General features: G+C 39.8%; 21 protein-coding genes. 14 read left to right on the top strand and 7 right to left on the bottom strand.

Annotated elements, in window-relative coordinates:
- The first annotated feature begins 40 nt into the window (after window positions 1-40).
- Window positions 41-2,749 (top strand): aconitate hydratase AcnA, encoded by a 2,709-nt coding sequence (acnA, locus tag ABEV15_RS11020; protein ID WP_498853229.1) that lies wholly within the window; start codon window positions 41-43, stop codon window positions 2,747-2,749.
- Between the two features lie 24 nt (window positions 2,750-2,773).
- On the opposite strand, the gene sspL is transcribed toward acnA, so the two are convergent.
- Window positions 2,774-2,905: a small, acid-soluble spore protein L gene (gene sspL, locus ABEV15_RS11015; protein WP_429632389.1), complete on the bottom strand. Its 132-nt coding sequence runs from the start codon at window positions 2,903-2,905 to the stop codon at window positions 2,774-2,776.
- A 67-nt stretch (window positions 2,906-2,972) separates the two neighbouring features.
- Between sspL and ABEV15_RS11010 the strand changes: the two genes are divergently transcribed.
- Complete coding sequence (locus ABEV15_RS11010) at window positions 2,973-3,443, top strand: divergent PAP2 family protein (protein WP_429632391.1); 471 nt, start codon at window positions 2,973-2,975, stop codon at window positions 3,441-3,443.
- On the opposite strand, the gene ABEV15_RS11005 is transcribed toward ABEV15_RS11010, so the two are convergent.
- The gene (locus tag ABEV15_RS11005; RefSeq protein WP_498853228.1) at window positions 3,438-4,334 is read right to left on the bottom strand and encodes a DMT family transporter; all 897 of its coding nucleotides are present in this window, start codon (window positions 4,332-4,334) and stop codon (window positions 3,438-3,440) included. The two genes, ABEV15_RS11010 and ABEV15_RS11005, sit on opposite strands and share 6 nt — an antisense overlap.
- Window positions 4,335-4,533: 199 nt before the next feature.
- Between ABEV15_RS11005 and ABEV15_RS11000 the strand changes: the two genes are divergently transcribed.
- Together ABEV15_RS11000 and ABEV15_RS10995 are read left to right on the top strand one after the other, a co-directional pair.
- Entirely contained in the window at window positions 4,534-5,196 is a 663-nt protein-coding gene (locus ABEV15_RS11000) for a ribonuclease H family protein (protein ID WP_498853227.1), read from the top strand.
- Window positions 5,193-5,381 carry a zinc-finger domain-containing protein gene (locus ABEV15_RS10995; RefSeq protein ID WP_498853226.1) on the top strand — a complete coding sequence of 63 codons (189 nt, stop codon included), beginning with the start codon at window positions 5,193-5,195 and terminating at the stop codon, window positions 5,379-5,381. The genes ABEV15_RS11000 and ABEV15_RS10995 overlap by 4 nt, the downstream gene beginning before the upstream one ends.
- A 33-nt stretch (window positions 5,382-5,414) precedes the next feature.
- On the opposite strand, the gene ABEV15_RS10990 is transcribed toward ABEV15_RS10995, so the two are convergent.
- Complete coding sequence (locus ABEV15_RS10990; RefSeq protein WP_498853225.1) at window positions 5,415-5,693, bottom strand: DUF2564 family protein; 279 nt, start codon at window positions 5,691-5,693, stop codon at window positions 5,415-5,417.
- Window positions 5,694-5,807: 114 nt separating this feature from the next.
- Window positions 5,808-6,008 carry a cold-shock protein CspD gene (gene cspD / locus ABEV15_RS10985; RefSeq protein WP_429632405.1) on the bottom strand — a complete coding sequence of 67 codons (201 nt, stop codon included), beginning with the start codon at window positions 6,006-6,008 and terminating at the stop codon, window positions 5,808-5,810.
- A 249-nt stretch (window positions 6,009-6,257) separates the two neighbouring features.
- Here cspD and ABEV15_RS10980 point away from each other — a divergent pair, with 249 nt between their 5' ends.
- The 9 genes from ABEV15_RS10980 (at window position 6,258) to ABEV15_RS10940 (ending at window position 14,579) form a co-directional block, all read left to right on the top strand.
- Window positions 6,258-6,506 (top strand): hypothetical protein, encoded by a 249-nt coding sequence (locus ABEV15_RS10980; RefSeq protein WP_429632407.1) that lies wholly within the window; start codon window positions 6,258-6,260, stop codon window positions 6,504-6,506.
- 125 nt (window positions 6,507-6,631) lie between these two features.
- Complete coding sequence (locus ABEV15_RS10975; RefSeq protein ID WP_498853224.1) at window positions 6,632-7,033, top strand: secondary thiamine-phosphate synthase enzyme YjbQ; 402 nt, start codon at window positions 6,632-6,634, stop codon at window positions 7,031-7,033.
- A complete protein-coding gene (locus tag ABEV15_RS10970; RefSeq protein ID WP_429632412.1) occupies window positions 7,030-7,584 on the top strand; it encodes a glycerol-3-phosphate responsive antiterminator in 555 nt (184 codons plus the stop codon). Before ABEV15_RS10975 ends, ABEV15_RS10970 begins: the two co-directional genes overlap by 4 nt.
- 161 nt (window positions 7,585-7,745) lie before the next feature.
- A complete protein-coding gene (locus ABEV15_RS10965) occupies window positions 7,746-8,573 on the top strand; it encodes an MIP/aquaporin family protein (protein WP_498853223.1) in 828 nt (275 codons plus the stop codon).
- Between the two features lie 38 nt (window positions 8,574-8,611).
- Window positions 8,612-10,102, top strand: a complete 1,491-nt coding sequence (glpK, locus tag ABEV15_RS10960; protein WP_498853222.1) for a glycerol kinase GlpK — start codon at window positions 8,612-8,614, stop codon at window positions 10,100-10,102.
- Window positions 10,103-10,490: 388 nt separating this feature from the next.
- Window positions 10,491-11,243, top strand: coding sequence for a DeoR/GlpR family DNA-binding transcription regulator (locus tag ABEV15_RS10955; protein WP_498853221.1), 753 nt, complete (start codon window positions 10,491-10,493; stop codon window positions 11,241-11,243).
- A complete protein-coding gene (gene pfkB, locus ABEV15_RS10950) occupies window positions 11,240-12,163 on the top strand; it encodes a 1-phosphofructokinase (RefSeq protein ID WP_429632423.1) in 924 nt (307 codons plus the stop codon). The genes ABEV15_RS10955 and pfkB overlap by 4 nt, the downstream gene beginning before the upstream one ends.
- Window positions 12,160-14,013, top strand: a complete 1,854-nt coding sequence (locus tag ABEV15_RS10945) for a PTS fructose transporter subunit IIABC (protein ID WP_498853220.1) — start codon at window positions 12,160-12,162, stop codon at window positions 14,011-14,013. Before pfkB ends, ABEV15_RS10945 begins: the two co-directional genes overlap by 4 nt.
- 125 nt (window positions 14,014-14,138) lie before the next feature.
- The gene (locus ABEV15_RS10940; RefSeq protein WP_429632429.1) at window positions 14,139-14,579 is read left to right on the top strand and encodes a flavodoxin; all 441 of its coding nucleotides are present in this window, start codon (window positions 14,139-14,141) and stop codon (window positions 14,577-14,579) included.
- Between the two features lie 90 nt (window positions 14,580-14,669).
- Here ABEV15_RS10940 and ABEV15_RS10935 read toward each other — a convergent pair whose 3' ends face one another.
- Window positions 14,670-15,980 carry a sensor histidine kinase gene (locus ABEV15_RS10935; protein ID WP_498853219.1) on the bottom strand — a complete coding sequence of 437 codons (1,311 nt, stop codon included), beginning with the start codon at window positions 15,978-15,980 and terminating at the stop codon, window positions 14,670-14,672.
- Window positions 15,981-16,171: 191 nt separating this feature from the next.
- Here ABEV15_RS10935 and ABEV15_RS10930 point away from each other — a divergent pair, with 191 nt between their 5' ends.
- Window positions 16,172-16,981: a uroporphyrinogen-III synthase gene (locus ABEV15_RS10930; protein WP_429632436.1), complete on the top strand. Its 810-nt coding sequence runs from the start codon at window positions 16,172-16,174 to the stop codon at window positions 16,979-16,981.
- Window positions 16,982-17,066: 85 nt separating this feature from the next.
- Here ABEV15_RS10930 and ABEV15_RS10925 read toward each other — a convergent pair whose 3' ends face one another.
- Both ABEV15_RS10925 and ABEV15_RS10920 read right to left on the bottom strand, forming a co-directional pair.
- Window positions 17,067-17,255, bottom strand: a complete 189-nt coding sequence (locus ABEV15_RS10925) for a hypothetical protein (protein WP_429635664.1) — start codon at window positions 17,253-17,255, stop codon at window positions 17,067-17,069.
- Window positions 17,256-17,855: 600 nt separating this feature from the next.
- Window positions 17,856-18,962: an acyltransferase gene (locus ABEV15_RS10920; protein ID WP_498853218.1), complete on the bottom strand. Its 1,107-nt coding sequence runs from the start codon at window positions 18,960-18,962 to the stop codon at window positions 17,856-17,858.
- Window positions 18,963-19,024: the final 62 nt, after the last annotated feature.

Genomic DNA, 19,024 nt, shown 5'->3' with positions numbered 1-19,024 from the left:
GTTTGGGAGAAGATGACTTGTTATAAGGGGGTAATACATAATGGTAAAAAATGATGTATTTCAAGCGCGTTCTACATTTGAGGTAAACGGAAAAAAATATCATTACTATCGCCTACAAGCGCTTGAAGAAGCAGGGATCGGAAACGTATCACGCCTTCCGTATTCCATCAAAGTACTTCTTGAATCCGTACTTCGTCAAGTTGACGGACGCGTCATTACGAAAGAACATGTTGAAAATTTAGCGAAATGGGGAACGAGCGAGTTAAAAGATGTAGATGTTCCGTTTAAGCCATCTCGCGTCATCTTACAAGACTTTACAGGTGTTCCTGCCGTTGTCGATCTAGCTTCAATGCGAAAAGCGATGGCGGACATCGGCGGAGATCCGTACGAAATCAACCCCGAAATTCCTGTCGATCTTGTTATTGACCACTCTGTCCAAGTTGATAAAGCTGGAACAGAAGATGCGCTCGAATACAATATGAATTTAGAGTTTGAGCGCAATGCGGAACGCTATAAGTTTTTAAAATGGGCACAAAAAGCGTTTAGCAATTATCGTGCTGTCCCACCGGCAACAGGCATTGTGCATCAAGTAAACTTAGAGTATTTAGCAAACGTCGTTCACGTTATTGAAGGAGAAAATGGTGAATACGAAGCGTTCCCTGATACACTTGTAGGTACAGACTCCCATACGACAATGATTAACGGCATTGGCGTATTAGGTTGGGGAGTTGGCGGTATCGAAGCAGAAGCAGGTATGCTTGGACAACCTTCTTACTTCCCGGTACCAGAAGTGATCGGTGTGCGCTTAACAGGAAAATTACCAAATGGAACAACGGCAACAGACCTTGCGCTCAAAGTGACACAAGTGCTTCGGAAAAAAGGTGTCGTTGGTAAGTTTGTTGAATTTTTCGGTCCAGGTGTTGCAACATTGCCATTAGCTGATCGTGCAACAGTAGCAAATATGGCGCCTGAGTATGGTGCAACGTGCGGCTTTTTCCCAGTCGATGCAGAGGCGTTGGATTACTTGCGTCTGACAGGTCGTGATGAGCAACACGTCCAAGTGGTTGAAGCATATTGTAAAGCAAACGGCTTGTTCTATACACGAGATGCACAAGAGCCTGTATTTACAGACGTAGTTGAAATTAACTTATCGGAAATTGAACCAAATCTTTCTGGACCAAAACGTCCGCAAGACTTAATTCCGCTTTCAAAAATGAAAGAATCGTTCCGTCAAGCAGTTGTTTCTCCGCAAGGAAACCAAGGCTTTGGCTTGACAGAGACGGATTTTGATAAGGAAATTACAGTCACGTTAAACGGCGAAGAAGTCAAAATGAAAACAGGTGCGATTGCGATTGCGGCGATTACAAGCTGTACGAACACATCTAACCCATATGTGTTAATTGGAGCAGGTTTAGTAGCGAAGAAAGCGGTAGAAAAAGGATTAAGAGTACCGAAATACGTAAAGACATCGCTTGCACCTGGTTCAAAAGTCGTGACAGGTTATCTAAAAAATTCCGGGCTTCTTCCTTACTTAGAACAAATCGGCTTCAATATCGTTGGTTACGGTTGTACGACATGTATCGGTAACTCTGGTCCACTTGCCCCAGAGCTTGAAAAGGCGATTGCAGAAAACGATTTGCTTGTAACAAGCGTATTGTCTGGTAACAGAAACTTTGAAGGGCGCATTCATCCGCTCGTCAAAGGTAACTATTTAGCATCACCGCCGCTTGTTGTGGCATATGCACTAGCTGGAACAGTCGACATCGATTTATTAAATGAGCCGATCGGTAAAGATCAAAACGGAAATGATGTGTACTTTAATGATATTTGGCCATCTACGGAAGAAGTGAAAGAAGTCGTGAAACAAGCGGTGACACCAGAATTGTTCCGTAAAGAATACGAGCGAGTATTCGATGACAACGCACGTTGGAATGCGATTGAAACGACGGACGAGCCGCTTTATCAATGGGATGAGAATTCAACTTACATTCAAAATCCACCATTCTTTGAAGGATTATCACCAGAAGTGGAAGAAGTGAAACCACTTACTGGTTTGAGAGTAGTTGGTAAATTTGGCGACTCTGTCACAACAGACCATATTTCTCCAGCTGGATCAATCGGTGTAAACACGCCGGCAGGACAATATTTAATTTCCAAAGGTGTCGATCCGAAAGACTTTAACTCGTATGGGTCTCGTCGTGGCAACCACGAAGTAATGATGCGAGGCACGTTTGCGAATATTCGTATTCGTAACCAAATTGCACCGGGTACAGAAGGCGGCTATACAACGTATTGGCCAACGGGAGAAGTCATGTCAATTTACGATGCATGCATGAAATATAAGCAAGATGGTACAGGACTTGTTGTCATTGCTGGCAAAGACTACGGAATGGGAAGCTCACGTGACTGGGCTGCAAAAGGAACATACTTGCTCGGCATTAAAACGGTTATTGCTGAAAGCTTTGAACGTATCCACCGTTCAAACCTTGTGCTCATGGGTGTGTTACCACTTCAATTTAAAGAAGGGGAAAATGCTGAGACGCTTGGATTGACGGGTAAAGAAGTGTTTGAAGTGCATATTGATGAAAACGTTAAACCGCGCGACTACGTAAAAGTAACAGCGACGGACGAGCAAGGAAACAAAAAGGAGTTTGAAGTGCTTGTTCGCTTCGATAGTGAAGTAGAAATTGACTACTATCGCCATGGTGGTATTTTACCGATGGTATTACGTGAGAAATTAAAACGATAAGAAGAGAGCGAGTTGCTCTCTTCTTTATTTTGTGTTCGTCTTTTTAGCTGCATGTTCTAACGCGCTTTTTGGATCAGGGGTAAATGTGGCATCATATCCTTGGGGATTGACGCTTGGAGCGTTCTGCCCACGATTTCTTCCGTTATTTTTGCTCATCATGTCCACCTCCTGCGCATATTGTGTCCGTCTTTTTCGAAAAATATATACAAGAGGAGGCAGTGACATGAATCGAGCCATTCAAACCGCATTATGTACAATTGTGTTAGCACAATTTTTAAAAATTCCATTGACGAAAAGAAAAACGAAAAAATGGGATTGGTCACTTTTTTTTGAAACGGGAGGCATGCCAAGTTCACATTCGGCGGGTGTTACTTCACTTGCCACATATGTGGCTTTAAAACGAGGGGTGCATAGTATAGATTTTGCACTTGCAGCCATTTTCGGTTTAATTGTTATGTATGATGCTCAAGGAGTACGGCATCAAGCAGGGGAGTTAACCATTCGTGTAAATGAATTGACAGAGGAAATTGAAAGGCTAAAAGGTGCCCCAGATGAAGGCAGGCTTGATCGAAAAGAAGAGTTGTTGCGCGAACGGCTTGGTCATCAACCGATAGAAGTCGTTGGTGGAGCATTTCTCGGTATAGTCACAGGGGTGTTATCGTATGCGATAGGGAGATGGAAGCGCTCGCTATGAAAGGCGAGCGCTCTTTTTTCTTTGCCATGTATGTTGAGGAAGTTCGGATAACACCATCCCTAATAAAATAAGCCCAGCTCCAAATAAGGCAGCGTGTTGAAGACGTTCATCATTCCATATATATGCAGTGAAAGCAGCGAAAACAGGTTCTAGAGCGAAAATTAAAGCAACGCGTGTTGGTGAAGTATACTTTTGGAAATGTGTTTGGATAAAGAAAGCAATCGTTGTTGCGAACAGTGCGGTGATGAGTAGAGCCATCCATACATCAAATTCGAAAAATGTTGAGAACGGAATAAGGGACCAATCTTCCAAAAAATACGAACATATAAAACAAACGATGGATACTGTTTGAACTTGAACCGCTGTTAGTAAGACAGGTGAAAATTTTGTCGCATATATGCTTGTCGAGATGATATGTAATGCAAAAGCGATAGCGCATAAAAAGACAAGCAAATCGCCCTTATTCATTGTTAGATCTCCGCTTGTGGTCAAAAGATATAGTCCACATGTAGCTAATACGCTTCCGACAACAGCGTTAAACGAGGGCTTTTGTTTTAAAATGATGAATGAAAGAAAAGGAACGAGAACAACACTTAATCCTGTAATGAATCCAGCTTTTGACGAAGTAGTGTACAATAAGCCAATCGTTTGAAAGGCATATCCAAGACATAACCATATGCCAAGAATAAATCCAGCACGGATAAGTTGTCGATCTAGTGGTTTACGTTCGAAGACGAGTATCCAAATCCATAACAACGCGCTTGCGATCGCAAAGCGTACGCCATTAAACATCAACGGAGGCAAAAAAGAAATGGCGTTTTGAACAGCGACAAACGTAGCGCCCCAAACAAATGCAACAAATAATAAACTAACGTCAGCTTTGTACTTCATGTGTCTCTCCTTTACAAAAAATGTTGTATAAGACCGAAGTCTCGTACAGCATTTTACCATCATTCCATATATTTTTCCATATATTTTGGGGATATTTTTTTTCGATATATACAAAAGGGGTATCCCATATAATGACATACAACCGACATCATTTTTTGTCTAAACTGTTATAATAAAATAAAAAGAAAAGGTGAGCGATATGAACGTGTTTATGGAGTGGATATATGTAACATCGAAAAAAAAGGAAACGGTTTGGATATCAAAAGAAATGGATGTGGCAGAGGCTTTAACTTTTGCAGAAGATATAGAGAAAACAGGGAGAGTAAAACAACTTTTATTTTATGATGCACGTGGTGTGGCGTGGACAAAAAAAGAGTTGATTAAGCTAATGAAAGAAGTGGAAACAGAGCCTCATGATGTTGTTGCGTATTTTGATGGTGGGTTTGATCGTCAGTCCAAAAAAGCGGGAGTCGGAATTGTGATTTATTATAAACAAAACGGCAAATTATTTCGTATGCGCGCGAATGCGCAGTTAGATGAATTGCAATCAAATAACGAAGCGGAGTATGCGGCATTTCATTTTTTACTTGAGCAACTTGAACATCTTGGTGTTCACCATTTACCCGTCGTGTTCCGCGGGGATGCGCACGTCGTATTTCATCAATTATCTGGCGACTGGCCTGTATTTTCAGAAGAGGGAAGATGGGCGGAGCGGATTGAACGAAAAATGAAGCGACTCGGTATTTCTCCAATTTATGAACCGATTGTTAGAAAAGAAAATAGTGAAGCGGATCAGTTAGCGACACAAGCGCTCCGAGGGACGATGATTAGAAGTACAATACAATTGGAGCGTGAACGATGAATCGAAAAGACGTGTTGCTTCGGTTAAATGAATTATTTGATACGTATTGCGAAGGTTGTTTTGTAAAGAGAACGTTTCGTAAAGAGTGTGGAAAATCGTATGCGCAATCGTTTTGTATTCAAATGTGTACAGTAGGAAAAAAAATCCAACAATACGGCCAGTTGCTCGTTAAACAAAAAAAGTAACAAGGTGCCCCAAGTATATGGGACACCTCGTTGCTACATATGATTCATCGTTTCCGTTAATTGATGGTGTGCATCTGTTAGTTCTTTTTCGCATTGCAAAAGCAATGGATCTTGCTTGCTTGTTTTGGCACGCGTAATCGCTTCTTTCGCGTTTTCAATCGCCTGTTTTGCATGATCAAAAGCATGTTCATCTAAGCTCATCGTTGCCGCTGCAACCATCTTTTTTGCCGATTCAACCGCTAAATGTGCATCTTCAATTTTCGTAGATACGCTATTTGATTGAAGATGTGGTTTTTTTGGGTTTTGTGTCATCGTCATCCCTCCTCGTTTTGTAGTATTTGTGTCAAAAGAGGAGAGTATGTAATAAAAAAAGACCAGCATTTGCTGGCCTTTTCCGTCGAGCTATATATGAATCATCTCAGACGATTATAATTTCACTACGTTTGCAGCTTGAGGGCCACGGCTTCCCTGAACGATTTCAAAAGAAACGGCTTGACCTTCTTCTAACGTTTTGTAGCCTTCACCTTGGATTGCTGTGAAGTGTACGAATACATCGTCTCCGCCTTCAACTTCGATGAATCCGTAACCTTTTTCGTTGTTAAACCATTTTACTTTACCGTTTTGCATAATACTGAATCCTCCTAATACCTTTTAGCCGAATGGGCTAGTAAAAAAATTTTTCATATAACGGAATATACTCACAGCAACCAATCGGTGCAGGACATATATTCAGTTAGATGATAATTAGACTATACACGAACAACAAGGAAGAGTCAAGACAAAAAGGCGATTTTTTCGAAAAATTTTTTTAGAGGAGGATTTTCACCATAAGTGCATAACATTAACAGTAAGGAGAATAGAAAGGGAGTGAACGGCATGTATCGTGGTCAAATTCGCGGGAAAGAAGTGATCATTAAGTTAAGCAGTCATGTACGGAAGCAAAAAGTCGATCAAGAAAAGCTATATCAAACGGTTTTAGCATTTAGCGAAGCAGCATTTGATCACCAGAAAGAACAATTCGGCATTGTAAGCAAGCAAGGGTTAATTGTTGCTTCTGTTGAGCAACATGATTTACCTGTCATTTCGGTGGATTATATTATTCCGTCTCATCACGTATATGACTAAAGCCCAGAATGATCTGGGCTTTAACTGCGCTAGGAGCTGTTTAGTCATTTGGGAATTTTTTTATAGAAAAGAAATGTGAAAATATGTATGATCATAGATATACAGGATAAAGGTGGGGAGATATGATGTTGAAACAATGGACTATTCAGACGACGAAACGAGATGAGTTTGTAGACATTACTTCACTTGTTCAATCCTTTATTACAGAGAGTGGTGTACAAGAAGGAGTTGTTGTTGTTTATTGTCCACACACGACAGCAGGAATCACGATTAATGAAAATGCTGATCCAGATGTTAAACGGGATATGATTCGCCGTTTTGATGAACTGTATCCTTGGCATCATTCGCTCGATCGGCATAGTGAAGGAAATACAGCTGCTCATATGAAAGCAAGCACAGTAGGGTCATCTGCGCATGTCATTGTCACAAAAGGTCAGTTGCTTCTTGGGACATGGCAAGGCATTTATTTTTGCGAATTCGATGGACCGCGAACACGCACATTTTATGTGAAGGTGATCGAAGGATGAACGGACAACGTATTTTGCCAGCAGTGCGCTCGATGAAAGATTTTGATAAACTAATAAAGATGAATTATGAATACGGGGTGTTTTTAGACATTCATATCGGTATGTTGAAAAGTGTGTATACATATGCAAATGAGCATGGGAAAAAAATGTTTCTTCACGTTGATTTAATACAGGGGTTAAAAAGCGATGAATATGCAACAGAATTTTTATGCCAACTCGTCAAACCATACGGATTGATTTCAACAAAAAGTAGTGTAATTACTAAAGCAAAACAAAAAGGAGTTGTTGCGATTCAACGCACATTTATTATTGACTCAAATGCATTTGAGCGAAGCGTTCAGCTTGTAGAAAAAACAAATCCTGATTATATTGAAGTATTGCCTGGCGTTGTCCCGAAAGTCATTACTCAACTTCATGAACGGATAGGCAAAAAAATTATCGCTGGAGGGTTAATTGAAAACGAGGCAGAAGTAGAAGCAGCACTTGCGGCAGGAGCTGTTGCGGTAACGACATCGAATGTCGAACTTTGGCGGTGTTTTGAACCAAAATAATACAAAAATCTATTGACAGCGTTTTCAAAGTTCGTTAAACTTGTAAACAAGTTAATCAACTTTGTGACGGAGAAAAGGAGACTCACGCATGTTCCATGTAGCAGGGATATGTGTGAGTCTTTTTGTTTCCGTCAAAAAAATAGCAAAGGGGAGGAGAGGCTATGACACCATTTATAGCCGAAGTTTTAGGAACAGCGGTATTAATTATTTTTGGAGGAGGGGTTTGTGCAGCAGTTAGTTTGAAGAAGTCATTTGCCCAGAATGGCGGTTGGATTGTGATCACAATGGGGTGGGGACTTGGAGTCGCTATTGCAGTATATGTCGTTGGGCAATATAGCGGTGCTCATCTAAATCCTGCGGTTACATTAGGTTTAGCATTTAATGGAGATTTTCCATGGAACCAAGTTCCTGAGTATGTTTTAGCTCAAATGATTGGCGCAATGATTGGCGCAATATTTGTATTTTTGTACTATTTGCCACATTGGAAAGAAACAGAAGATCCAAATGTGAAACTCGGTGTATTTTCTACGGGTCCAGCAATTCCGCATCGTTTTGCGAATTTACTTAGTGAAATATTGGGGACATTTATTTTAATTCTTGGAATTTTAGCAATCGGAGCTAATGAGTTTACGGAAGGTTTGAATCCATTGATTATTGGATTTTTTATAATCAGTATAGGTCTTTCTCTTGGTGGAACGACTGGATATGCGATTAACCCTGCGAGAGATTTGGGGCCAAGAATTGTACACTTTTTATTGCCTATACCAGGGAAAGGGAGCTCGAATTGGGGATATGCTTGGATCCCGGTTGTCGGTCCAATATTAGGCGGTTCGTTAGGTGGACTTTTTTATAAAGCGGTGTTTAAAGGTCAGGTGACACAATCGTTCTGGTATGTTCTTGTCTTAACAGCAGCTATTTTAACGATGGCTTTTTTAGTAGAACAGAGAAAAGATGACAATGCGCAAGTTAGAAGTAAAGTAACTATGTAGTCATTAGTAGAAGAAAATTAAGGAGAGGAGAAAGAAGTATGGATAAGTACATTTTAGCTCTTGATCAAGGAACAACAAGTTCACGTGCTATTTTATTTAACAAAAAAGGGGAAGTTGTGCACATTGCTCAAAAAGAATTTACACAATATTTTCCACAGCCAGGATGGGTGGAGCATAACCCAAATGAAATTTGGGGTTCTATTTTAGCTGTCATTGCAACGGTATTGTCAGAGGCAGCTGTCGAACCAAAGCAAATCGCCGCAATCGGTATTACAAACCAACGTGAAACGACAGTCGTATGGGACAAACAAACAGGACAACCGATTTATAACGCCATCGTGTGGCAATCGCGCCAGACAACACAAATTTGCGAAGAGTTGAAAAAGAATGGATACGATGACCTATTTCGTCAGAGAACAGGTTTGCTAATCGATGCGTATTTCTCAGGAACGAAAGTGAAATGGATTTTAGATCATGTCGAAGGAGCACGTGAAAAGGCGGAACGCGGTGACTTATTGTTCGGAACGATTGATACGTGGCTCACTTGGAAATTATCTGGAGGTAAAGCGCATGTAACGGACTATTCTAATGCGTCAAGAACGTTAATGTTCAACATTTATGAACAAAAATGGGATGACGAACTACTTGATATTTTACGTGTGCCAAAAGCGATGTTGCCAGACGTTAGACCATCTTCGCAAATTTATGCATATACCGCACCGTACCATTTCTTTGGGCAAGAAGTGCCGATCGCTGGAATTGCAGGAGATCAACAGGCAGCTTTGTTCGGGCAAGCATGCTTTGAAGAAGGAATGGCGAAAAACACATACGGCACAGGTTGCTTTATGTTAATGAATACAGGTGAAAAAGCAGTTCAATCTAAACACGGCTTATTAACGACAATTGCATGGGGAATTGATGGAAAAGTTGAATATGCGTTAGAAGGAAGCATTTTCGTTGCTGGATCTGCCATTCAATGGTTACGTGACGGATTACGAATGATTAAGGAAGCAAAAGATAGCGAAGCATATGCAACGAAAGTACAATCAACAGATGGTGTATATGTGGTACCGGCGTTTGTAGGACTTGGAACACCATATTGGGATAGCGATGTACGAGGAGCGGTATTTGGCTTGACACGCGGAACGACAAAAGAGCACTTTATTCGCGCAACGCTTGAGTCACTTGCATATCAAACGAAAGATGTGCTAACTGCAATGGAAGCGGATGCGGGGATTACGTTAAAAACGTTACGTGTTGATGGTGGAGCGGTAAAAAACAATTTTCTAATGCAATTTCAAAGTGACATCCTCGGCGTACCCGTTGAAAGACCGGTTGTGAACGAAACGACTGCTCTCGGTGCTGCTTATTTGGCAGGACTAGCGGTTGGATATTGGGGAAGTAGAGAAGAGATTGCGAAACAATGGAACATCGACCGTGCTTTCGAACCAAAAATGAACGCTGATACTCAGCAACGATTGTATGATGGGTGGAAAAAAGCAGTTCGCGCTGCACAAGCGTTTAAATAAAAATAAAACCGGCTGCTTTTTAGGCAGTCGGTTTTTCTATAAATAAAACTATGTTCTAAATAATCAGTAAGAAAGACGAAATATTTCGTCAATATAATCGTTTTCATAGAAGATTTAGATGTTGTTGAAGAGCAGTTGAAACTGTTGCTTTATAAAGTCGAGCCATTTATCCAAATGATTGAAGAATATTATCCAGAAAAAATTGCAAATGCAAATGAAGCTGTCTCAATGTGAGGCAGTTTTTATTTTTTTCTGAAAATTGACCGTTTGTGAATGATATATGGATTAAAGTGATTATTTTTGATTAAAATCGATCGAATTTGGTTGATTTTTTGTATGTACTTCGGTATGATAAAAATGTAAGCGATTTAAAAAAGGAGGTGTAAAGTTGTTAACACCGGAACGACATCGTGTTATTTTACAGTTGTTGCAAGAAAAAGAAGTCGTAAAGTTGCATGAATTTGTTGAAGCTACACAATGTTCAGAATCAACAATTCGGCGCGATTTAAGACAGCTAGAAAAACAAAAAAAGCTAAAGCGTGTCCACGGCGGAGCAGCGCTATTACAACAAAAAAGAGAAGAGTTGAGCGTTTTTGAAAAATCGACCAAAAACATTCATGAAAAACAGTCCATCGGCAAATATGCGGCTAGTCTTATTCAAGATGGAGATTGTATTTATTTAGATGCGGGAACGACAACGTTACAGATGATTCCTTATATCGAAGCAAAAAATATCGTCGTAGTCACTAACGGTATTATGCATATTGAGGCACTATTAGAAAAAGACATTCCAACATATCTCGTTGGGGGATTCATTAAGAAAAAAACGAATGCGTTAATTGGTCGAGGAGCGATCCATTCGTTGCAACAATATAGCTTTGATAAATGTTTTATTGGAGTAAATGGTGTTCATATTGACTTTGGGTATACAACTCCAGATCCTGAGGAAGCATTTATGAAACAAACAGCGATTCATTTATCCCGACAAGCTTTCGTATTAGCGGATCATTCAAAACTTAACGAAAGCACATTTGCGAAAATTGCAGAATTACAAGAAGCAACAATGATTACAAATGAAACGGATGAAGAATTGCTAGCGATGTACGAAACAAAAACGACAGTAGAGGTTGTGAAATCATGATTTATACATGTACGTTAAATCCTTCTGTTGATTATGTTGTTGAAGCACAACAGATTGAACTAGGGCAATTAAATCGCGCGACAAAAACAGCATATTTTCCAGGTGGGAAAGGGATTAATGTATCACGCGTATTGAAGCGACTACATGTTCATAATGTTGCGCTTGGTTTTATTGGTGGATTTACGGGGCAGTTTATTGCCGATGAATTGAAACGGGAACATATTTTAACGGATTTTATTGCTGTGCCTGGACAAACGCGATTAAACATTAAGTTAAAAGGGGAGAAAGAAACAGAAATAAATGGCGAAGGGCCTGTCATTAGCGATGAACATAAAGAAGCGCTGATAGACAAAATTAAACAGCTAAAAAAAGGAGATATACTTGTTTTGGCAGGAAGCCTTCCGCCGTCAGTAGATGATACATTTTACGTCACTATGATAGAAGAAGCAAAAAAACGACGGGTTTCTGTTGTTGTTGATACGAGTGGAAAGGCACTAAAAAAAGCAGTGGCATACGAGCCGTTTTTACTTAAGCCGAACCAAATCGAGCTTGGAGAATTGTTCGGAGCACATATTCATAGTCACCATCAAATCATCGAATATGGAAAAAAACTAATTGACAATGGCGTGCAACATGTCATCGTTTCCCTTGCAGGAGATGGGGCGATTTTATTCCATAAAGATGTCATATTAGTTGCTCAAGCACCAAAGGGAATAGTGAAAAATTCAGTTGGTGCTGGTGATTCGATGGTAGCTGGATTTTTAGGTGCATATGTGAATGAAGCATCGCTTGAAGAAGCGTTTCGATATAGCGTTGCGGCAGGGAGTGCGACGGCATTTTCTGAAGATTTGTGTACAGAAGAAGAAGTTCATCGCTTGCTCGGTGAAGTAAACATCACACGAATGGAGGATGTTGTATGAGAATAACTGATTTGTTGACAGAAGATACGATTGTTCTTGATTTGAAAGCACGAACAAAAAAAGAAGTGATCGAAGAATTAGCAAATGTTCTTGAGAAAACGGGGAAATTGCACGATCGTCAGACGTTTATCGAAGCGATTTTTGCTCGTGAAGCGCAAAGCACAACAGGGATCGGTGAAGGAATTGCCATCCCTCACGCAAAAACAAAAGCGGTTCGTATGCCAGCTGTTGTTTTTGGACGCTCGAAAGAAGGAATTGATTACGATGCGTTAGACGGAAAACGCAGCCACTTGTTTTTTATGATTGCAGCGCCAGAAGGAGCCGATAACACACATTTAGAAGCTTTATCCCGATTATCAACATTATTAATGGATTCATCATTTCGATCAAAAATTGAAAACGCTTCAACAAAGCGACAGATCATTCAAGCAATTCAAGAGAAGGAGGGGGAAATGGTGGAAGAAGAGAAGCAACAGTTTGGAAAGAAAATATTGGCAGTTACCGCTTGCCCGACAGGCATTGCGCATACGTATATGGCAGCTGACGCCTTAAAGGCGAAAGCAAAAGAAATGGGAGTCGACATGAAAGTAGAAACGAACGGCTCTAGCGGGGTGAAAAATGAGTTAACACAACAAGAAATTGAAGAAGCGGTCGCTATTATCGTTGCGGCGGATAAACAAGTAGAAATGGATCGATTTGATGGCAAATATGTGATCCAAGTACCTGTTGCCGATGCGATTCGTAAACCAGAGCAACTCATTGAACGAGCATTAAAACAAGATGCCCCGATTTATCGTGCAAGTGGTGGAAACCATTCGTATGCGTCAAAAGAACGAACAGGTTTTTATAAACACTTAATGAATGGCGTATCGAATATGCTTCCATTTGTCGTTGGTGGCGGTATTTTAATTGCGATCTCGTTTATTTTCGGCATTAAAGCGTTCGATCCAAATGATCCGTCGTTCCATCCGATTGCAAAGGCGCTGATGGACATTGGTGGGGGCAATGCTTTTGCGCTTATGATCCCTGTGTTAGCTGGTTTTATCGCAATGAGCATCGCAGATCGCCCAGGATTTGCGCCAGGGATGGTCGGAGGATTTATGGCAGCAAATGGTGGTGCTGGTTTTTTAGGTGGTCTTATCGCTGGCTTTTTAGCAGGTTATCTCGTTGTAGGGTTGAAAAAATGGTTTAGTCGCCTACCGCAATCACTTGAAGGAATTAAACCTGTTCTCCTTTATCCGTTATTCGGTATATTGCTCACGGGGCTTATTATGATGTATGTCGTTATTGATCCGGTAAAAGCGTTAAATGAAGGAATGAAAACATGGCTTGAAAATATGGGAACAGGCAACCTTGTTTTACTCGGTCTTGTCCTTGGAGGAATGATGGCGGTTGATATGGGTGGACCGATTAATAAAGCTGCCTTCACGTTTGGTATTGCAATGATTGATGCGGGAAATTATGCACCACACGCAGCCATTATGGCGGGTGGAATGGTTCCGCCTTTAGGATTAGCGATTGCGACGACGTTATTTAAAAAGAAATTTACAAAAGCAGAGCGAGAAGCTGGAAAAACGTGCTATATTATGGGGGCTTCGTTTATTACAGAAGGAGCCATTCCGTTTGCGGCAGCCGATCCAGGACGTGTCATCCCATCAATTATTGTCGGTTCAGCGATTGCAGGGGCGTTAACAATGATGTTTGGCATCGGTCTTCCTGCACCACATGGTGGCATTTTCGTTATCCCAATCGTAAAAGGAAATCCATTGTTATATGTACTTGCGATTTTAGTTGGTTCACTTGTGACAGCGTTTATGGTTGGATTATGGAAAAAAGAAGTAAAAGAATGATAAAAGTAAGCGTGCGATGACAACATCGCGCGTTTTTTCTTCTTGAAAATTGACAAAGATAATCATTATCATTTAATATAATTATTGAAAGTGATTATCACTTATATACATAGGGGGGACTATGCGTGCCAAAGGCAATAATGATATTTACAAGCATGACAGGAAATACAGAAGAGATAGCAGAGGCGATTGCTGAAGGTGTTCGTGAACAAGGAATTGAGTTAGAAGTAAAAGAAGTATTAGATGCCACAGCAACAGAGCTTGAACAATACGATGGCATTTTACTTGGAGCGTATACGTGGGGAGATGGTGAATTACCAGACGACTTTTTAGACTTTTATGATGAATTAGATGATGTTGATTTAACAGGAAAAAAAGCGGCAGTTTTCGGTTCGTGCGATTCAAGTTATGAAAAGTACGGTGCAGCTGTCGACATTTTAATCGAAAAACTACAAGAACGTGGAGCCGAAGTCGTCCTCGCGGGACTGAAGATAGAATTGACGCCGACAAATGAAGAGAAGCAGTTATGTATCGCATTTGGTCGTGACTTTGCAAAACAGTTATAAAAGGTCGTTTTCCACACGACCTTTTATTAATTGAACTATGTTCTAAATAATCAAAGTAAAAAAAGAACAAATCAACAACCAACTCGTTCATCAACAACCAACTCGTTCAAATTGGGATCGTTTTAACGTTTTTTCGACATCTGATTTATAATAGGACGGAAAATACATATATACATCTGTTCCTTCACCAACTTCGCTATGAATAAATAGATCGCCTTCCATTGTTTCAACAATGCGATAAACGACCATCATTCCAAGGCCTGTCCCTTTCGTTCCTTTTGTTGTGAAATAAGGTTCTCCAAGGCGTTCAATTTGTTCTTTTGTCATTCCTACTCCTGTATCGCCGATATGAATCAGCACATAATCTTTATCAATGGATACGTTAACATATAACGTACCTCCGTTTGGCATCGCTTCAATCGCATTTTTCATTACATTGAGTAAACATTGTTGAAACTTTTGTCGCTCTCCTTTCACTGCAAATGGTAAGAGAGATGTTTGAATTTCAATGCTGCTCATGTTGGCAAGAGGCCGTAAAATATCGATTACCCGTTCAATTTCCGTTTTTACATTTAATTTTTCGATATGTTCTGGCGCTGGTTTGGCGAATGTTAAATAGTCTGTAATAATCGCTCCGGCGCGATCAATCTCTTCGATCGCAATTTGAATATATTGTTTATCTTTATAATTCATTCGTTCGCTTTGTAGTAGCAATTGCATAAATCCCCTAGATACGGTTAATGGATTACGCACCTCATGTGAAATCGAGGCAGCTAAATGTCCAACGACTTCCATTTTTTCAGCACGAATAATACGACGACGAAGATCGCTATGTTTTCGAATCGTTTCGGTAATATAAGCACCTAAAAATGCTGCGAGTGGTTGCGTTGGGAAATATGCTGAAATCATATGTATGAGCTCATATTCGTCATTCATCCATATGCTAGAAAGTATAATCGTTAAAAGAGCTGTTCCAACGGATAAAATAATAATAACGGTTATTCGTTGTTTTGAAGATAAGGAAGTTTGGAATTTTTGATAAAACAAGAAACAAATCAAGACTTGTATGATCGTAACAATCATCGTTACAATCATACCTTCTGTCCCACCGATAATGATATGATAAATAATAGTGAGTACCGGGAGAAAAAGGATCGAAAATACCCCACCATATAGGCAGCCGATCCAAATAGCGACTTGACGCAAATCAAAAATAAATTCATTTGTTTCTTTGATGGGAAATGTCATACAAAATATGATGCATATTCCGATCGCCATCGTTTTTAAAATTGTTTTCATATGCTCGGATATACGACGTTCTTTAGGCCAAATCGGAACGATCAATAGTGCTAATATAATAAAAAATAAGTTCAACAAAATCTCTTTAATAGGCCAAGGCATATAAAGCCGCTCCTTTCGACACATGTTTTGAATAATTTGAATATTTTCGTCGAATCATCTCCTTCATTGTAAGCTAAGTTAGTAATGATGTGAATGTATAACAGTTCGATGTTTTATGTCATGTTTCAACAAAATTTGCGTTATTTTGCGTTTTTTATATGATATGATGTAAAGAAAAGGAGATGAGAAAAATGATCGAGAAAGCATTAGCGAATAAAAAAATTGTGTTATGCGCTTCGCGGAAAATTGAAGAGATGAGTGCGCTCATTGTCAAACAAGGAGGCATTCCGATTTCGCGACCGACTCAAGGCACGACGTTTTTCAATGAAGAGTTAAAACAACAACTTCATCAAATTGTTCATGAACAAAACGATTGGTTTATTTTTACGACGGGAATTGGCGTAGAAGCGTTAATAAAAAAAGCGAATGAATGGGCAATAGGAGAAACGTTACTTCAGGCGATTCGCCAAGCGTATGTGGCAGTGCGCGGCTATAAAACGATGAACGCATTACGTGCATATGGCATAAACCCACATATATGTGCAGACGATGGAACGACACAAGGTCTAGTACGCGCGTTAGAGGAGGTGGATTGGACAGGTAAACATGTTGTTGTTCAGCTTTATGGCGATTCAGCGCCATCGTTAAAGCAATTTTTAGTTAAACGCGGGGCTTTGTATAAAGAAGTGTGGCCATATCTTCATACACGACCTGCACCAGATGTGATAAAACAGCTTATTGACGAAATTGTTTCTCGTTCTGTGCAAGCGGTTTGTTTTACATCAGCAATTCAAGTGCGTTTTTTCTTTTCGTTTGTTCGTGAGCACGGATATGTCGAACAGATCAAGCAGGCTTTTGCTGAAGATATCGTAGCTGTTGCTGTTGGAAAAGTAACGAAAGAAGCGTTACAAGAGGAAGGAATTAATCGTGTGATCGCACCGGCTCATGAAAGAATGGGAGCGATGGTCATCGAGTTAGCAAAGTACTATAGCATGATGTAGACGTGCACAAATATGGCACGTCTACATACGAAATGACTCAACTGTTGTGCGGAGTTGCTCGTCGAGTTTGGCAAGCGTTTGGGCACTAGAAGTGATTTGTTCGTTTCATAGCTAATTGTTCTTCAACTGTTACTATGCTTTCATTACTTCTTTGCATCACTTGCTCAGAAAGTTGCTTCAGTTGACTCATTGTTTGAGTTAGCTCGTTGGAAATGGCGGTTATTTGCTCGATAGCTGCCGATGTGGTTTGTACTTTAGAAAACACTTGTTCCACAGACTCGTCAATTGCGCAAAGCATCACGCATGTCATATGCTTGTGCTGTAACTGTTTGAATGGCCTGTTTTCCTTTATTGACTGAGTCATGTGCTCGCTCAGCTGAAGTCAGTAAGTCCTCGCTACTTTATGCGATTTGATTCATTCCTATTGCTAGTTCGCATAATGACAAATCGCATTGTTGCAACATGTGAAGTTGTTTCTGTGCTTCTGTAAATGAGAGTTCCGCCATTTCTGCCGCTTTTTCTGCTGATTTTGTACTTTATTCTGCGCTTGCTGCAAATTGCTCTGCTTGAGATGCGATTTGGAAGGATACGTCTTTCATCATTTGAATCGTTTCTTTTAATACGTTGCTGATCATCTTTCAGTAGTGCTTTTTGTCGTTGCAACATTTTTTTGCTGTTTGTAAAAAGAGTTCTCCAGTTTTTTGTAGTTCAGTGACAACATGTGCGCGTTCTTGTTCATGAGCTGTGCGTAAAAATTGTTGCACGAGTAGAAAATATTGATATTCCAGTTTCTTTAGCCCTATTTGTTCAATCATTATATATGTTTGAAATAAGAAGTGGTTTGTGTGAACAAAATAAAAAAGCATCCCAAATGTTAACTTGGGACACTCTTTTTAGATTTCGATAGCGATAGGATAGAAATAGTCCGATGTTCGCGCGCTTGACCGATAAACAGCAAGCTAAGTGGTGTAGCATGTATAATATAGCAAACACCAATGGAAACGATTGTTGTAATTGTAAATAATATAACAGCTTGCAACATCGAATACATCGTTGTCGGAATGATCGGTGCAAACACGTATAAGAAAAACATATGTGCAATATATGCCCCATAAGTATATCGACTAATGAAACGTAACAACGTATACAATCGAGATTTTGTTTGCACAATGGTAATCGATAAAGCGTATAGCAAGAAAATTTCTGATGTAACGTATAACACCATCGAAGGTTTTAAATACGTAATCGCCGTTAAATCAATCGAAAAGATGCTTTGTGACGTAAACAGTTCATAACCAACAACGATAAAAAGCGATAAAAATAAAAATGTGTTGAACGGAATGGCTCGAATGACAAACTTTCGCCATGCTGGTAACGTGTATGCAGCCATACCACCTAAACAAAAATAAAAGAAATAAGCTAAAAACGTACGGTCTACATAATGTATATATGATTCGCTTTGAACAATTGGAGAAATGAACGTAATGAAGCCAATGTAAATAATTGCGCTAATGATAATAAATGATTTCCAATACTTTTTTTGGTCAAGCCAACGGAAAAATGGAACAATGATTAAAATGAGTAAATGAAATTGTATAATCATTACGACGTACCATAAATGCGGTGCTGCCTCGCCGAGCAGTAGTTGTTTCATTGCATCAAGTACATGCAGATGACTAGAAAATAATATAAAGTAAACAAATGACCATATGATATACGGAATCATGAGTTCTACCCATTTATGGGATACGTAACGTCGATAATGAATCGCTTCTTTCTGTTGCACCATATGAAATCCAACTAAAAATACGAATACAGGAGCGGAAAATTTGACGAAATGAAACAACATGCCGATCATAATCGCTTCCTCAGGATGAGGTGAACGATGATTCATAACGTATAATAATGCACTTTGAAAAACGACAGCTAAAAATGCTAAACTTTTCATAACAATTAGTTCTGCAGGTGTTTTTTTTATCATTTTTTTCTCACCAGCTTTATTTGTCAGTTTGTTCATATATTAGTATAATGCTAATAGTTTCA

Source organism: Bhargavaea massiliensis, assembly GCF_050480245.1.
Lineage (GTDB): Bacteria > Bacillota > Bacilli > Bacillales > Anoxybacillaceae > Anoxybacillus.
Note: the sequence above shows the minus strand (reverse complement) of the source record. Positions and strands in the feature narration are given on the sequence as shown.

What these genes read in the sequence shown, in the direction of transcription:
- acnA (WP_498853229.1), top strand. Translation starts at nt 41, where the DNA reads ATGGTAAAAAATGATGTATTTCAAGCGCGTTCTACATTTGAGGTAAAC.
- sspL (WP_429632389.1), bottom strand. Translation starts at nt 2,905, where the DNA reads ATGAGCAAAAATAACGGAAGAAATCGTGGGCAGAACGCTCCAAGCGTC.
- ABEV15_RS11010 (WP_429632391.1), top strand. Translation starts at nt 2,973, where the DNA reads ATGAATCGAGCCATTCAAACCGCATTATGTACAATTGTGTTAGCACAA.
- ABEV15_RS11005 (WP_498853228.1), bottom strand. Translation starts at nt 4,334, where the DNA reads ATGAAGTACAAAGCTGACGTTAGTTTATTATTTGTTGCATTTGTTTGG.
- ABEV15_RS11000 (WP_498853227.1), top strand. Translation starts at nt 4,534, where the DNA reads ATGAACGTGTTTATGGAGTGGATATATGTAACATCGAAAAAAAAGGAA.
- ABEV15_RS10995 (WP_498853226.1), top strand. Translation starts at nt 5,193, where the DNA reads ATGAATCGAAAAGACGTGTTGCTTCGGTTAAATGAATTATTTGATACG.
- ABEV15_RS10990 (WP_498853225.1), bottom strand. Translation starts at nt 5,693, where the DNA reads ATGACACAAAACCCAAAAAAACCACATCTTCAATCAAATAGCGTATCT.
- cspD (WP_429632405.1), bottom strand. Translation starts at nt 6,008, where the DNA reads ATGCAAAACGGTAAAGTAAAATGGTTTAACAACGAAAAAGGTTACGGA.
- ABEV15_RS10980 (WP_429632407.1), top strand. Translation starts at nt 6,258, where the DNA reads ATGTATCGTGGTCAAATTCGCGGGAAAGAAGTGATCATTAAGTTAAGC.
- ABEV15_RS10975 (WP_498853224.1), top strand. Translation starts at nt 6,632, where the DNA reads ATGTTGAAACAATGGACTATTCAGACGACGAAACGAGATGAGTTTGTA.
- ABEV15_RS10970 (WP_429632412.1), top strand. Translation starts at nt 7,030, where the DNA reads ATGAACGGACAACGTATTTTGCCAGCAGTGCGCTCGATGAAAGATTTT.
- ABEV15_RS10965 (WP_498853223.1), top strand. Translation starts at nt 7,746, where the DNA reads ATGACACCATTTATAGCCGAAGTTTTAGGAACAGCGGTATTAATTATT.
- glpK (WP_498853222.1), top strand. Translation starts at nt 8,612, where the DNA reads ATGGATAAGTACATTTTAGCTCTTGATCAAGGAACAACAAGTTCACGT.
- pfkB (WP_429632423.1), top strand. Translation starts at nt 11,240, where the DNA reads ATGATTTATACATGTACGTTAAATCCTTCTGTTGATTATGTTGTTGAA.
- ABEV15_RS10945 (WP_498853220.1), top strand. Translation starts at nt 12,160, where the DNA reads ATGAGAATAACTGATTTGTTGACAGAAGATACGATTGTTCTTGATTTG.
- ABEV15_RS10935 (WP_498853219.1), bottom strand. Translation starts at nt 15,980, where the DNA reads ATGCCTTGGCCTATTAAAGAGATTTTGTTGAACTTATTTTTTATTATA.
- ABEV15_RS10930 (WP_429632436.1), top strand. Translation starts at nt 16,172, where the DNA reads ATGATCGAGAAAGCATTAGCGAATAAAAAAATTGTGTTATGCGCTTCG.
- ABEV15_RS10920 (WP_498853218.1), bottom strand. Translation starts at nt 18,962, where the DNA reads ATGATAAAAAAAACACCTGCAGAACTAATTGTTATGAAAAGTTTAGCA.